Source organism: Lactiplantibacillus modestisalitolerans (assembly GCF_005405425.1).
Taxonomy (GTDB): Bacteria; Bacillota; Bacilli; order Lactobacillales; family Lactobacillaceae; genus Lactiplantibacillus; species Lactiplantibacillus modestisalitolerans.
In genome coordinates, this window is sequence record NZ_BJEA01000001.1 from 79,602 (window position 1) to 95,096 (window position 15,495).

At 45.4% G+C, this 15,495-nt stretch carries 13 protein-coding genes; 3 read left to right on the forward strand and 10 right to left on the reverse strand.

Annotation, left to right across the window (positions count from 1 at the left end):
* The 4 genes from FFM79_RS00360 to FFM79_RS00380 all read right to left on the reverse strand — a co-directional run bounded on the left by FFM79_RS00360 (nucleotide 1) and on the right by FFM79_RS00380 (nucleotide 5,578).
* Nucleotides 1–606 carry an AAA family ATPase gene (locus tag FFM79_RS00360; protein WP_137641497.1) on the reverse strand — a complete coding sequence of 202 codons (606 nt, stop codon included), beginning with the start codon at nucleotides 604–606 and terminating at the stop codon, nucleotides 1–3.
* Between the two features lie 15 nt (nucleotides 607–621).
* The gene (locus FFM79_RS00365; protein WP_137641498.1) at nucleotides 622–1,269 is read right to left on the reverse strand and encodes a YveK family protein; all 648 of its coding nucleotides are present in this window, start codon (nucleotides 1,267–1,269) and stop codon (nucleotides 622–624) included.
* Between the two features lie 2,502 nt (nucleotides 1,270–3,771).
* Nucleotides 3,772–4,488, reverse strand: a complete 717-nt coding sequence (larD, locus tag FFM79_RS00375; protein WP_137641499.1) for a D/L-lactic acid transporter LarD — start codon at nucleotides 4,486–4,488, stop codon at nucleotides 3,772–3,774.
* Between the two features lie 172 nt (nucleotides 4,489–4,660).
* On the reverse strand, nucleotides 4,661–5,578 hold the full coding sequence (locus tag FFM79_RS00380; RefSeq protein ID WP_137641500.1) for a YihY/virulence factor BrkB family protein: 918 nt from the start codon (nucleotides 5,576–5,578) through the stop codon (nucleotides 4,661–4,663).
* Nucleotides 5,579–5,699: 121 nt separating this feature from the next.
* Here FFM79_RS00380 and FFM79_RS00385 point away from each other — a divergent pair, with 121 nt between their 5' ends.
* Complete coding sequence (locus FFM79_RS00385; RefSeq protein WP_137641501.1) at nucleotides 5,700–6,641, forward strand: glycosyltransferase family 2 protein; 942 nt, start codon at nucleotides 5,700–5,702, stop codon at nucleotides 6,639–6,641.
* 120 nt (nucleotides 6,642–6,761) lie between these two features.
* Here the strand turns inward: FFM79_RS00385 and wecB are convergent, their stop codons facing one another.
* Together wecB and FFM79_RS00395 are read right to left on the reverse strand one after the other, a co-directional pair.
* Nucleotides 6,762–7,883 carry a non-hydrolyzing UDP-N-acetylglucosamine 2-epimerase gene (gene wecB, locus FFM79_RS00390; RefSeq protein WP_137641502.1) on the reverse strand — a complete coding sequence of 374 codons (1,122 nt, stop codon included), beginning with the start codon at nucleotides 7,881–7,883 and terminating at the stop codon, nucleotides 6,762–6,764.
* A 94-nt stretch (nucleotides 7,884–7,977) separates the two neighbouring features.
* Complete coding sequence (locus FFM79_RS00395; RefSeq protein WP_170177336.1) at nucleotides 7,978–9,126, reverse strand: serine hydrolase domain-containing protein; 1,149 nt, start codon at nucleotides 9,124–9,126, stop codon at nucleotides 7,978–7,980.
* A 226-nt stretch (nucleotides 9,127–9,352) separates the two neighbouring features.
* Here FFM79_RS00395 and gdhA point away from each other — a divergent pair, with 226 nt between their 5' ends.
* On the forward strand, nucleotides 9,353–10,708 hold the full coding sequence (gene gdhA / locus FFM79_RS00400) for an NADP-specific glutamate dehydrogenase (protein WP_170177337.1): 1,356 nt from the start codon (nucleotides 9,353–9,355) through the stop codon (nucleotides 10,706–10,708).
* Between the two features lie 446 nt (nucleotides 10,709–11,154).
* Here the strand turns inward: gdhA and FFM79_RS00405 are convergent, their stop codons facing one another.
* The 4 genes from FFM79_RS00405 to FFM79_RS00420 form a co-directional block, all read right to left on the reverse strand.
* Nucleotides 11,155–11,778 (reverse strand): DUF47 domain-containing protein, encoded by a 624-nt coding sequence (locus FFM79_RS00405; RefSeq protein ID WP_137641505.1) that lies wholly within the window; start codon nucleotides 11,776–11,778, stop codon nucleotides 11,155–11,157.
* Between the two features lie 12 nt (nucleotides 11,779–11,790).
* Nucleotides 11,791–12,771 carry an inorganic phosphate transporter gene (locus tag FFM79_RS00410; RefSeq protein ID WP_225424348.1) on the reverse strand — a complete coding sequence of 327 codons (981 nt, stop codon included), beginning with the start codon at nucleotides 12,769–12,771 and terminating at the stop codon, nucleotides 11,791–11,793.
* Nucleotides 12,772–12,993: 222 nt separating this feature from the next.
* On the reverse strand, nucleotides 12,994–13,557 hold the full coding sequence (locus tag FFM79_RS00415; protein ID WP_137641507.1) for a hypothetical protein: 564 nt from the start codon (nucleotides 13,555–13,557) through the stop codon (nucleotides 12,994–12,996).
* Between the two features lie 406 nt (nucleotides 13,558–13,963).
* Nucleotides 13,964–14,410, reverse strand: coding sequence for a hypothetical protein (locus FFM79_RS00420; protein WP_137641508.1), 447 nt, complete (start codon nucleotides 14,408–14,410; stop codon nucleotides 13,964–13,966).
* Nucleotides 14,411–14,937: 527 nt separating this feature from the next.
* Between FFM79_RS00420 and FFM79_RS00425 the strand changes: the two genes are divergently transcribed.
* The gene (locus tag FFM79_RS00425) at nucleotides 14,938–15,378 is read left to right on the forward strand and encodes a universal stress protein (protein ID WP_137641509.1); all 441 of its coding nucleotides are present in this window, start codon (nucleotides 14,938–14,940) and stop codon (nucleotides 15,376–15,378) included.
* The last annotated feature ends 117 nt before the right edge of the window (nucleotides 15,379–15,495 follow it).

Here is a 15,495-nt window from a genome sequence, read left to right on the forward strand (position 1 = left end):
CTAATCCTCCACTGCAATATAACCTAAAATATTGACTTTATTAAGATTAGCATTTTTTAACAACATACGTACTGTTTTTTTTCGACTAACCTTTACTTTATGTAAAAAGATAACTCCATCAGATAGTGATAAAACTTTATTCATCTTTTTATCATCAATGATTTGAGGTGTATTTATTAACACTAAATCATATTTTTTACTTAAATAGCTCAATAACATTTTAAGTCGCGGATCTTCTGTTGCATTAATTTGACCATGCCCAATATTTTGTTTAGCTATCGATGGAATTAAATCTACCTCTTGCCCAGGAATATTAGTGATAATTTTATTAATATTCATTTCTTTACCATTTAAAAATTCATCTAACGAACTCTCGCTTTTCACCTGAAAAGTAGATGAGAATAAGTCATTACTAAAATCAGTATCTAGAATGATTACTTTTACCCCAGCTTGGCCATACATAATTGCCAGATTAGCAATTACCGTCCGTTGAGTTGCTAAACTTGTCATTGTAGAAAATGAAATGATTTTCTCTTTGCCCAATACGTCTTGAATATTTCCACTAATTTTTCTTATATTTTCCTTTATGCTTTCTGCACTATTCATTTAATGTACATTCTCCTAATTATCTTTTTGTGTAATAGTACCTAAAAATTTTTCTCCCAATACATCCTGAACATAATGTGAATCTACTATTTTACCTATGTATATATATTTAATTATTAGCAAAAAGCTAAGAATGACAAAGGTCAATACAAATGTATACAGAAATTTTTTAATTGCATCGGATTTAACATCCGATACATTACCTTTTGTCGCGTTAGACACAATAGTTACATTAGATCCAGACAAATATTTTCCGATATTTGTAACAAATATATTTATCGCCTTATTAGCAAGAAACTCAGCGTATTTTTGATCTGTTGAATTTACCTGTAATGTAAAGAAAGGAGTCGTAGTACCACCCGAAGCTTCAATACTAACTGTATAATCATACTTTATTTTGCTATTACTCCAATTACTTTTCTTAATTTCATTATCTAACAAACTAGTAAATTTTTTTGAAGATACAAACTGCTTGTACGACGCAATCAAGCTATAATTGTTATCGTTTTGGACTAGCTCTCCTGAAGAAGTATAAGTTGACCCGTGGGAAAACTCAGTCACATATGCGCTTGCCACTCCGATTAGCACACTAATCAACACCACAAAAATTAAATACTTTTTAATAAATTTAACAATAAAATTACCACTTATCCTAATACTCATTTCGTCCTCCTAATCATGAATAAATTATAATTCATGTATAATTAGCATTAAACAATTTCTTTCATATTACAAAACTTTTTTCAAAAGCGCAACATTGATAAAATATTATGAGATTTAAAAGTATCACCATTTATTCAACAAGCAAATACTAAGCACTAAGTAAACAAACATAACTCTAATACTCGTTATGCTAATTGATTACAAGTTTGTTCATCGTATGAACAAATAAATATTACTCTATCGTAATTGAAAAACTGATATTGTATAGAACCTGGATTCGTTCAATATCTCATTTAATTGTTAAAAAGTAGTTTCAAATCGGCGCTATTGTCGGTCTAACAAATACTGATCAGTGGTTGGTTGTCCACTTATTACGTCGTATCGACGTCCAAAAATTAATTGCTTGTTACGTGCTTGCGACTTAACTATCCACTTGATGACCTGGCTAAAGCGATAAGCAAGTTTGTACCGTCCTAATATCATAGTATACTGTTGGAATTAAGATTTTAAGTAAAACAATCTCACTATTAGTGACTTCAAATTTAACCTTAAACCCATAGTAATAAATCCACTTAATCACATTATAGCCGATATTATTGCTACCATATAAAGGTTTTATTTTTAATCAGTTGGCAGTAAGCTATCAATAATAATATAATCCGAATGCTGACAATTAAAACGTAACTTTTTAGGCAATAATTCCAAATTCAAAAATATTTTGTTTGAGAAAATGATAAAATTCAGTTTAAACAGCCATTTTCCAATCTACCTGCCAACAAAGTAATACTAACAATATGATCCGGATAGTTTTCCTGCTTAGTATTGCAACGGTCTTGGATTTTGAGTAGCACATTTTTTATTATGTGTACTAAAATTTTAAGCTACACAATGATACCTGATTACGAACGCGTAATAAATTGGTCATGGCAAGCTAGTCTAACATGGGACAAATTTCTTTGCTTTATGGTGCTTGAAGTATAACCTAGTTAGGCTATCTTGTGCTTTCAAGGCTTTGGCTAACTAACACAATGTAGTCATTAATATAATTGTAAATAATAAGCGACGGACTGTTGTCAACTTTGCGTTGTTATGGGCCGTTTGGTCGTAAGTAGTGAATAACCGGGTGCCTTGCTTTTCTGTTCGTTTTGCTATCATTATTCAAAAAAGGACCTGGAATTTCGGATTTATGATATTTGGTGCTGATGGATGAAATCCATTAACATCAAATTTTTTTGTCACAAATCAAAAAGGGTATACCGCCCCGTGCCAAATTAAGTCGACAAAAACTAATTGAAGGCAAGTGAACAGTACGTCCCAAGAACAGTTTACTAGAATTTCACTTCAAATTAAAGACTATTGTGTTAAAAGACTAAACACCGGGGTCTCACGCCATACGCATTACTGATGATTTATCCTATGACGATATTGTTTGTCCGCGTTGTGGTCAACACAATGAGCATAAAAACGCCGTAATTCGACTATCACGTGTTAGTGAGCAAGCAGGCTTATTGGTAGAAAACAGCGGTCCATTGTAAAAACTGTGGTAAAACTTGTACTGCTCAATCGACGCTAGCAAAGAAACAACACCAAATATCTGAAATCACGCTTGACGATAACTGTATATTGACGAATTTTAATTCCCCGGTAACCAAATAAATTTTATTGTGCTAGACGCGAAAACTTGCAACATTATAACTATTTTTTCAGACCATAAGAACGCCGATATTAATCGTTATTCCAATAAAAATCGTCGTCGCGTGCGTCGATTTTAATTCGCAATACTAGCCCGGCCACGAAAGAACTATTCCCCCATGCCAAGCTAATCATGGATAACTTCCACTTAATCTAAATGACCCTTAAATTACTAATCCAAACCCGAATTCGACTAATGAAACAGTTTAAATCCAAGACACATCAATATCGCGCGCTAAAGGTCTATTGGCGACTTTATCTAAAGAGCCAAGGGAACTTTGAAAAAAGCTCAAGTTTGGTAGTTTAAGCATTTAAAAGGCCGCTTAATCCAAGAGCAAATCATATTAGAAAGACTTGGAACTCAGTGCATAATTTACTCAGACTTATTTCGCAACTTATCACTTAGTACGATCTTTCTATAACCACGATTATCACGGCTTTCCTTAAGCCCTTAGTAAGATTGAGAACGTTAGTTCTCAACCTTACCGCAACCATTAAAAACTTTATCCATAAAAAGTGCTTTATAAAAAACATGGATTACTGTCAACTCTCAAACGGTACACTTGAAGAGACTAATCGTAAAATTAAACGAACGACTTATGGCTATAGAAACTGGCCACATTCTATCTACCAAATTATGATTGAATTTCTAACTAAAATTGACAAAAAGCCCCAATTCGTAAATGAATTGGAACCTCATAATAAATCAATACCGGTTGACACAAAGTTACAATTGTTAGGATTATCTGTCTAATAATTGTAGAACACTTTATATTACAAACACATCCTCAAATCATTTATTTTATTGACTTACACAACTCCAAAAAAACTATGCATAAATAGCGCTGCACAAGCCGCCCCCACAAACGGCGCGATCCCCGGCACAATAATTCCGTACTGCCAGTCACTATCAGCCTTGTTCTTAATCGGTAAGATGGCGTGGGCAATCCGTGGGCCCATATCCCGAGCCAAATTCATTGCGAACCCGGTCGGACCACCAAGCCCCATCCCAATCGCCCAAACCAACAAACCAACACCAATCGGTAAAATACCCGGAGTCTTCACTTGAGAAATAGCTAAAATGCCTGAAATAAAAATAAAAGTATCAAAAAATTCAACGAAGAAATTCCGTGGTAAATTCCGAACTGCCGGCGCCGTCGCAAACAAGTTTCGAATCGTAATTGGTGAAATTTCATCAGCGGACGCCGCAAAGTGATCAGCGTACATCACCCAGACGATCACGGCACCAACGACCCCACCTAACACTTCCGCAACCGAATACGGAATAAACATGGCCCAGGAAATGTTTCCTAAAATACATTGTGCCAAGACCATCGCGGGGTTAATACTAACGTCCCCAAAAATGAACAGGGCAATCGTAATCCCAAAACCCCATGTCGTAATCGCAAAAATATGGCCTGAACCGCGGTACTTGGTTCCTTTCAAGACCTCACTACAGTGTACACCGACACCAAAAATAATCATCAAGGCGGTTCCCATGAACTCTGCCAGAAGCTGATGAATCACTATGTTCTCCTCCTGTGGCGCTCGTAACGCCCGTTTATTTTTAAATTGACCAATCTTTCTGAAAAACACCGCTCAATTTTCACACGGACACCATTATACACAAAAAGGGGCGCGCTTCCTACGCATTTTATGAAAAAGGTTTAATTCTAACTAATTTATTTTCATTTTGCAATTATTTTGCCTGCTCATGCTTAAAATGACGCTTCAGCCGGCGCATCATCTTCGGCGACTTCGGCGCAATCGTCTCTTCAAACCATTCTTGGACGGTCGCATTAACCACCCCACCGAACATTAACAAGATTCCCGAAAAGTTCAACCAGAACATCAACACGATCAAACTCCCAATCGTCTGGTACGACGTTACCCGCCGCGCAAACAATTCAATGTAAAACCGGAACCCCTGCGAAATCACAATCCAGCCAATCGTCGTAACCAAGGCGCCCGGCCAGACGTAGCGTAACTTCACCTGCGCGTTTGGCACGAAGTAGTACAACACCAGCGCCATTAAAAACATACCAACAAAGGTGATTAGGTACTTATTATCCAGCAGTTGGTTCCACCAGTTCGGGATAATACTACGTGACGTGTTCGTTACCTTTAAAAGCAAGTCCATCATTACCTGACTCAGTGTAAAGAACAACGCCAAACTCATAATCAGTAATAATAAGCCGAGCGTTAATAGAAACGCCATAATCCGGGTTACCACCGCCCCCTGGACGTTATCGACCCCGTAAGCCTCATTCAAGCTGCGCCGAACCGCCGCAATAATTTTGGAAGCTGACCAGACCGTCACCACAATCCCGATTGACAAACTGCCGCTACTCCCACTCGACAAGAATGAAACGAGGATTGGTTTAAACGTTTGATAAACGTTACTCGGAATAATTTCCTGCGCATACGCCAAAATCTGGCCCGTTTTCAAATCAAAGCGGGCCACCAAGTTCCCAACAATCAAAATAATCGGCGCAATTGACATTAAAGCGTAGTACGCCAAAACAATCGCGTTATTACTAACGTTGGCCTGATTATAACGACGAATCATAATTTCAATCCACTTAGTCGTTTTTGGAAAGCGCGTTTTTAAACTCATAACTTTTTTCCAACTTTCAATTGATTAGTCCAATTATACAATGCTTCCAAGTTTGACACACTTCTTTTAATTGGTGTGGTATTCTTAACTAATAAGACCAGCGCTTTAGGAGTATGAAACTATGAAAACAATTAGCCTAATTGTTCCTTGTTATAATGAGGAACCCACCGTACCACTTTTTTTCAAGACGGTCGAGCAGGTTTTCGCTGACCATCCGGACGAATTCGAGAACGTGAAGCACGAATACCTTTTCGTCAACGATGGCTCTAGCGACCAAACCTTAAACGAATTTCGCAAGTTACACGCCGACCATCCGGACACCGTTCACTACGTCTCCTTTTCCCGTAACTTCGGGAAGGAAGCCGGCTTAGCCGCGGGCTTACAACACGCCACCGGGGACTACGTGGCCGTCATGGACGTTGACTTGCAAGATCCACCGGAACTACTTCCTCAGATGTTAACCACCCTGGAAAGTGGCGACTATGACTGTGTCGGCACGATGCGGGAAGACCGTGCCGGCGAACCACCGATTCGGTCCTTCTTCTCCCGGGCCTTCTACACGGTCATTAATAAGATCTCAAAGGTCCAAATCATCCCAAATGCCCGTGACTACCGGCTGATGACCCGCCAAATGGTCGATGCCATTTTGGAATTACCGGAATACAACCGCTTTTCAAAAGGAATTTTTAACTGGGTCGGTTTCCGAACCACCTACTTAAAATTTGAAAACGCGCCGCGGGCCGCCGGGGAAACCCACTGGTCCTTCTGGCAGCTCTTCAACTATTCCATCGAAGCAATTGTCGACTTCTCGGACGTGCCGTTAAAAATCGCTACCTTTACGGGGAGTTTATTTGCCTTCTTATCAGTAATTAGTATGTTCGTCGTTATCATCCGCAAATTGATGTTTGGTAACAGTGTCGGCGGCTGGGCATCACTCGTGACCATCATGCTCTTCATTGGTGGGGTACAACTCTTCTGCTTAGGTATTATCGGAAACTACATCGGTAAGATTTACCTCGAGACTAAGCACCGGCCCCAGTACATTATTCAAGAAAAACGTTAAAAAAAAGGTCAACCGTTGCGGGATCGCAACGATTGACCTTTTCGTTTTCGCACCTATTATTAGGAGGAAATGTATCACTATGTCAGTTTCCATATTAAAATAATTGTACAAAAATGTAAATCATTTTGTATTTGAACCCATTTTTTTCATAATTGCTTTCAAAATATATTCAGCCGCATGACCATCGCCGTACGGGTTCTTCGCTTGAGCCATTTGTTGGTACTCATTCTGATCATCTAACAATTGGTTCATCGCCGTGGAGACTTGCTCACCATCGGTCCCAACGAGTTTCAAAGTTCCAGCTGTAACCCCTTCCGGCCGCTCGGTGGTATCGCGCAAAACTAACACCGGCTTATTCAACGACGGCGCCTCTTCCTGCACCCCACCCGAATCAGTCATAATGAAGTAACTCCGGGCCGCCATGTTGTGGAAATCCACCACATCCAACGGATCAATCAAGTGAATCCGCTCAGCTTGACCTAAAACGCGCTTCGCAACCGTTTGAACCGCCGGACTCAGATGGACCGGATACACGACTTCAACGTCAGGATGGGCCTTGACAACGCCCTTCACGGCCTTAAAGACCGCCTCCATCGGCGCCCCCTGGTTTTCGCGGCGGTGCATCGTCAATAAAATCATCCGGTGTCCCGGCTGAATCAACTTGAGGGCCGCATGGTGATAGTTCGCCGAAACTGTCTGCTTCAGCGCATCAATTGCCGTATTCCCGGTGACCGTAATGGCCGCGTCTGGGTGATTTTCCTTCAAGAGGTTCTGACGACTCAGCTCCGTTGGCGCAAAGTACATGTCCGCTAGTACGTCGGTCAGCTGGCGATTCATCTCTTCCGGGTACGGTGAGTACTTGTTCCAAGTCCGCAGGCCAGCTTCCACGTGGCCCAGCGGAATTTGGTGATAATAAGCGCTCACACTAGCCGCGAAAGTCGTCGTCGTGTCGCCGTGTACCAGCACGATGTCCGGGCGCTCCTGATCCATGATGGCGTCCAGCTTGGTCAGCACACGACTCGTGATGCCGGCCAGGGTCTGGTTGGGCCGCATAATATTTAAATCGTAATCGGGCGTGATGTTAAAAATCGTCAATACCTGATCGAGCATTTCGCGGTGTTGCGCCGTAACCACCGTGACCGGTTCAAAGGCGGCTTGTTGCTGCAATTGCAACACGATTGGTGCCATTTTGATGGCCTCCGGACGGGTCCCGAAAATTGTCATTACTTTAATTTTTGCCATTGGATTCACCTACACTTATCATTGTCCCCTTCATCTTAACCCGAAACCGATTGCGGAGCTAGTTTCCATCTTTAAATTTATCACTTTTATAACTTCACGCTTGCAACCGCAGTAAAATTCGTTGAATCTGCTCCGCCACCTGGTCATCCAATCCAAACGACCCCTGATTTTCAAATAGTACTAACGCGGTGCGCGCATCGCGGGTACCCATGTAATAGGTATGAAAACCGTTATCGTTACCGCCAACCCGAATACGGCCATCCGGCTGGTAGTAAACCCCGGCACTGTAGCGCGGCGTAAAATTACTAGTTAAATTTTGCAGACCAACCGCGCCCAACAATTTACCACTCTGGAGAGCTTGCATAAAGCGGTAATAATCGCCCACACTCATGTATAAACTGCCACACCCCAGCTCGCTGGACTGCAACGGCTTTGAAATGACCGTATTCGCCGTCTGACTGCCCGCTAGCCGGTAAGACGCCGGATTAATCGCGTTCCCCGGAATATCGTCATAGGCGTAGCTATGCTTGAGCCTTAGCGGTTGCAAAATATTTTGCCGCAAGTAGGTTTGATAGGACTGGCCACTCGCCGCTCGGACAATGCCCGCCAGTAACGTAAAATTGGCGTTCGTATAACAATACTGATGATTCCCCGTTGAAACCAAGTGCCTGAGGGTAAAATCAATCTGATCCGTTTCAGACGCTAACACCCGTTTCGGTGTTGTCTCAACCATCTGAATTCCAGAACGATGGTCGAGTAGTTGCCGAACCGTAATCTGGTCGGCGTGCGGTACCTGCGGGTAATACTGACTCAGCTTGGTCTGCATCGTCAGGCGACCATCGTTAATCAACAGCTGAATCAACGCCCCCGTCAGCGGTTTCTGCAGCGACGCGAGCGGGTAAGCCTCGTTGACCGTATTTTTTTGCCGGTGCGCCAAGTCCGCATAACCGTAAGTTCGGACATGGACGCCGGCCGGACCGTTCGTCGTAAACAGTAACGTCCCCATAATATGGTGAGCCGCGATCAACTGATCAATCTGCGTTTCCGCCTGCGACCGAGTCAAATGACCGGCGGACGCGGCCACCTTCGTGTTTTTGATTGGGCGCGGTTGGGCCCTTTTTCCCCGTGCTAAACTCACCCGGGCATGTGAGCGGGCCGGCTGTCGCGTCCGCGCCCCCCAACCTAGTAATCCCACGACCACGACCGCAATCACCAGTATCCATCCCAACCAACGTCTGCGCATGTTCGTTCCCCCCATTAACTGAACTCTGTTACAGCCTACAAGCCGAACATGCAAATTGCACGTAAAACCAAACTTTTGTAAAGCGGCCAAACTAAAGGAAAGTCGACAACTTACGGGCGTTTCAGCAGAATCACCAAAATCAGTTTGCAAATTGGTTATTATAACTCGTGCAATTGACGAACAAAACGCTTAAAATGAGTCACATAGTTAACTAAGTCATGGAAGGATGATTATATTGAGCAAAGCAACAGATTATTTGCAACACGTCTACGCGGTCATTGAACAACGTGACCCGAACCAACCCGAATTTTTGGAAGCCGTCCACGACTTCTTTCAAACGATGACCCCGGTCTTTGAAAAGCACCCCGAATACATCGAGGCCAACATTTTGGAACGCTTGACCGAACCTGAACGGGTCATCCAATTCCGGGTTCCATGGTTAGACGACGCCGGCCATTCCCGCGTAAACCGCGGCTTCCGGGTCCAATTCAACTCAGCCATCGGACCGTACAAGGGCGGTTTACGCCTGCATCCTTCCGTCAATCTCAGCATTATCAAGTTCCTCGGCTTCGAACAAATCTTCAAGAACTCCCTGACCGGCCTCCCAATCGGTGGTGGTAAGGGTGGTTCCGACTTCGACCCTAAGGGCAAATCGGATAACGAGATCATGCGCTTCTGCCAAAGCTTCATGACTGAATTAAGCAAGTACATCGGCTTAGACACCGACGTGCCTGCCGGTGACATTGGCGTTGGTGGTCGTGAAATCGGCTACCTCTACGGCCAATACAAGCGGCTCCGCGGGGCTGACCGCGGTGTCTTAACTGGTAAAGGGCTCAGCTACGGCGGTTCGCTCGCCCGGACCGAAGCCACTGGTTACGGCTTAGCTTACTACACTGATGAAATGCTAAAAGCGAACGATCAAACGTTCACCGGTAAGCGGGTCGCAATCTCCGGTGCCGGAAACGTCGCAATCTACGCCATTCAAAAAGTCGAAGCCCTCGGTGGTAAGGTCATCACTTGCTCCGACTCCAATGGTTACGTGATAGACGAAAACGGGATCGACTTCAAGGTCGTTAAGCAGATCAAGGAAGTCGAACGTGGGCGCATTAAAGAATACGCGGACCGCGTTGACGGGGCCACTTACCACGAAGGTTCCGTTTGGGACGCGAAAGTCGCGTACGACATTGCGTTACCATGCGCCACTCAAAACGAAATTGACGGCGCTAAGGCCCAAACCATCATCGCTAACGGTGCCAAGGCCGTGGCAGAAGGCGCCAACATGCCAAGCAATCCCGACGCAATCGCCGCTTACCAACAAGCCGGCTTGCTTTACGGACCTGCCAAGGCAGCCAATGCCGGTGGTGTAGCCGTTTCCGCACTCGAAATGAGCCAAAACAGCATGCGCCTCAGCTGGACCTTCGACCAAGTTGACGACCGGCTCAAGAAGATCATGCAGGCCATCTTTGCAAACTCAGTCTCTGCCGCCGACGAATACGGTGTCAGTGGTGACTACCTCAGTGGGGCTAATATTGCGGGCTTTACTAAGGTCGCGGAAGCGATGTTGGCGCAAGGGTTGGTTTAGTGGTTTATTTTTAGAATAATAATTTTGGCGCTCGTCACAAACCTGTTTGGGTTGGTGGCGGGCGCCTTTCTTTTGAGCTCTAAATTAGTGTTGAGATTGCCGCCAGCAGCAACTGCAACTGGTTGGCTGGAACACTGCGGGCATCGATTTGAATCTTCTTGGCAGATCAATACCATCTATCATAGAATCTTCTTTTACTTTGAATTTTAACTTGGTTCGCTTTTCTGCCTTATAGCTGAAACGTGTTCGGGCCAGCTGATACCTGTGCCTACTACGCTAAGGGCACAATGCCCAAGGTAGCAAACACGTTACGCTTCCCTGTCTTATTGCCGAAACGTGTTCGGGCCGACTGGTATCTGTGCTTGCTACGCTAAGACGCCATCGCATAACCCGCGATAACGCCTTAGCTAGGCAATGCTCAATACCAACCCGTCGGCCCTCACACTCTAACTATTCTTAATCACTAGTCCAGTCATCACATCCGCACAATCCTCACACGCATCCAGCACCTTCTCAAACCCGGAGTACACCTTCTGCCAACGAATAATGTTAATCGGATCCTGCTCCTCTTCGAACAAGCGCCGCAAATTATGCGTATACAAATGATCGCCCTCCGACTCAATCCGGTTCGCGGTTTCAATATTTTTAGTCAGCGTCTTCGAATTCGCAAAATGGGCAAACTCCTTGACCGACTGCTGCACCGCCACCACCGCCTCACAAATCAGCTCAATAAATTTTTCCGTATCCGGGCGCATCGTCTGGATATGTAAATAATAGAATTCATAAGTTAGCCCACTAATGCCGTCAATAATATTATCTAATTTATCAACCAGTTGGACGATGTCCTCCCGATCAATTGGGGTAATGAACGAAACGTACAGTTGGTTCATAATTTCTTTGACATCGCCGTCCCCATTATTTTCAATCTTGTGAATTTGCTCACCCTTCGTCGCTAGCTGGTCCGGACTAAAATTCGTAATGATGTCATTTAAAACGTTGCTGGCATCCCGAGCATCCGTCGCCATGTGCGCCATCGCGCCAAAAAAGTCGTATCCGCGTTTACGTGCCATCTTGCTTTCCTCCTAAAAAATACTAATGAACCATTTCGACATAAAATAAGCGATTAAACCGCACCCAGGGAACGTCAGGACCCACGCGAGCACCATGTCAATTACGATTTTCCAATCGACCGACGACAGTCGTTTAGCCGCGCCCGCTCCCATAATTGCAGTCGTCTTCGTATGGGTCGTCGAAACCGGAATCCCAAAGATTGACGATAAAAACAAAGTAATACCAGCACTTAAATCCGCCGAAAAGCCCTGGTACTTCTCTAGCTTGACCATGTCCATCCCGACCGACTTAATGATCCGCATCCCGCCGACTGAGGTACCAACGCCCATCGTGACTGAGCACAGCACCATCACCCAAATTGGAATCGCAAAACCGCCGCCACTCTTACCGACCAAGCCGTTGTAGTACAACGTCAGCATGAAGACCCCCATAAACTTTTGCCCGTCCTGCGCCCCGTGTAAAAAGGCCATTGCCATTGCACTGAGTGCCTGACCAACCGTAAACAACTTGTTCGCAAAGATCCGGTTAACCCCCTGGAAGAGAAAAATGACCAGCTTCGTGAGTAAGTAGCCGCCGCCCAACCCGAGGACGGTTGAAACCACCAGCCCTATCAGGACTTTCCACCATTCTACCGGGTTGACGGCGTCCAGCCCCCCAAGGGCAATCGCCGCTCCCGTCAGTCCGGCAATCAGCGCGTGCGATTCACTGGTTGGAATTCCAAACCACCAGGCCGCCACCGACCAGGTCACAATCGCAAATAGGGCCGCCGCCAGCGCAATCTGACTAGCGTTCCCGCTCTGACTATCAAAACTAACAATGTTACTAATGGTTTCGGCCACCTGGGCGTTAAACAGCGTCATGACTAACGCGCCAAAAAAGTTCATCACGACCGCCATCCAAATGGCAATGTTCGGCCGGAGTACCCGGGTGGAAACGGCCGTCGCAATGGCGTTCGGGGCGTCCGTCCACCCGTTAACAAAAATGACGCCCATGACGAGGACCAGGGTAAGGATCAAGGCAATGTTCACAAGTCGCATCTCCTCTCAAGTGAAGGTTCGATAACAAAATTAATATTCATTTAACTTAATGATAACGTATTCACAAAGCGCTGTCTGTATGAAAATTTGAAAGTCACTTTCAAATTTGTAAGCGCAATCATTTCTGAACACGAAAAAACCAGTTTAGCTGGCTGCCAAACTGGTTCATTACTTTAATTAAACTTTGGAATCCGGATAGCCGGTATGGGCGACAATCTCCGAATAAGTATCGTGTAGTTTTTGGGCCGCTGCGTGCCAACCAGACTTTAAGAGTGGAATTAAGTGCAGCGGATCTTCAACTGGCAGGTTATGCTGCCGCGCAAACTGACAAATGGCCGGTAACACGTCCATGTCAGAATTAGCAAAATAATAATTGCCCTTGGAACTTAAGACAAAAATAGTCGCTCGAAACGCATGCCGCGGATCTAGCCCTGCCTGAACGTGCCAGCGAATGGCGCCAATCTGGACCTTATCGATTGCGTCTAAGGGCATTTCACCCAAATTACGCCCCTCCGGCGACCACAACACAACCTTGCTGGGCGTTAACTCAACCGTCGCGTGCTTTTCACTCCGCGTCCCCGATAACCGCCGGAACCAATTTTTTTCTGGTTTCGGTTGCGGATATTCACGCCCCTGAATTTCAAAGTGGAACGGTACGATGCACTTTTGCGCCCGCTCGATGGCCCGGTAATGCCCGGCGATTTGATGATTCTCGAAAATCGATGCCATTGGTTTGAACATAGTTTTCACACCCCTTCACCGTCAGTATACGCTTTCATTAACGTTCTGACAGCTATTTTGCCACGAAAAAAGACGCCAAAATACGAGTCGTAATTCGGCGTCGCCCCGACCATGATACTGATCGCAACTATGTGCAACAATTTTTAAAGCATGTGTGCAGACAGGTTCAAGCTGAACCTGCCACCCCCAAGCGCGATCTCTACTGACTTGATCACTGCTGAAATCATCGGCTGTCTTTAACTACACCTTTCGACTTCATCCCGCAACTAATTTTAGTTGGGTTACTCGACTACCGCCATTATAACAGGTTGTTAACCTTTACACAAACTCGAACTAATTATGAACTTTTATTCGGCCAAAAAAACGCCGCCAAGCACCCTGTGCTTCACGACGTTCTTACTTCAATTTAGCTTTCAGCTGGTTGGTTCGGCTGGCTGTCATCAAAGTCAGCTGGCATAATGGCAAAGTTGCTAGCTTCCGTTGATAACAATGCGGCGTACGCCCGCACCTTAGCGGATAAGGCTGGGATAATGGCCCCATTTAAGTTGTTCAACATTTCCTGTTCGTCATCTTCTGGCTGTTGATCATTAGCCTGCCGTTCAATGATGCCAACCATTTCACCACTCAAGCGCACGATTGCAAAAACCGTTGCGGACAAGTCGTACATGTTTTCCTTATACGTCACTTGTAATTGCGCTTGAACGACATCGTCACCGAAGGTCTTCTTCACATCCGGATTAGCCGGCGTGTAACTAAACTGGCCCTGACCCGGGTTCTCGTCTTCTTCTTTACGGTCGTAAACAATTTGAAAATGTAAATCTTGGATAGCTGAGTTTAAAATTTCGATATTCATATGCGCGCTCCCCTTTTTATATTATCTTCACCTTAAAGGAAAAGCCGCTAAAATACAATCACATTCGCCGGCTTTTTGTGAATAATTGGTAAGCAAATGGTAAAGATTGCGTTGACGCGGTCAAGCGAACCCCGTAAACTAAAAACATCACTTTTTAGGAGGACTGAGAAATGACCCGTCGGCGACTTATTCCAACGCTTCTCGCGGTGGGGCTCGCAGCCAGCTTCGTCTGCACCCCGGATCTAACCGCCCAGGCACTGCGCGTGCGCGGCCCACGGCTACTGCCCCGTCTTCGGCATCACCGCCGCCCCGCGCGTCATCAAGCGCATCATCAGCATCGCGCGCACCAGCGCCACTAATACACTGTTATCATCCAATTAACGACCCATTGACGAAAACCGCCCCCAACCGCCAGCTTAAGAACTTCGGTTCTGGGCGGTTACGCGGCGGTTTTCCCCAGTTGCTTTTGCTTGGGCCACTGTCCGTTATCACTTATAATAGCTATAAATACAATGGAGGTGGTTTTCATGCCTAGTCGTTATACGCACATCCTCGTTCCCGTTGACAGTTCCGCCGCCGCGCAAGCCGCGTTCGTCGAAGCCGTCAACATCGCCCAGCGCCACCAAGCCGGCCTGACCGTTCTGTACGTGGTCGACGACGGCGCTTACCACACCCCGGCGCTCGATCCAGTCCTCACGAAGTTGCTCGATTCCGAGGCCGCCCACGCCCAATCCGCGATGGACGACCGCCAAGCCTTCGTGAAGACGACTACCATCACGGATTTCAAAACTGAAATCACGTACGGCTCGCCGAAACGCGCCATTGAAGAGTACGCCAAGACGCACCCTGACATCGATTTAATCGTGCTGGGCGCAACTGGCAAGGACTCGCCCCACCGCGTCGCAGTTGGCTCCACGACCAGCTACGTGGTGGACCACGCACCGTGCAACGTCATCGTCGTGCGGTAATTTACTATTTTGCTCATCCTCTGGGGGTGCGCTGACGCGGAGGCGTTGGGGCATCCTTTTTTGAAAAATATCGATAGCTACGATTGAACATAATTAAAATATTAGAATCAATTGAAT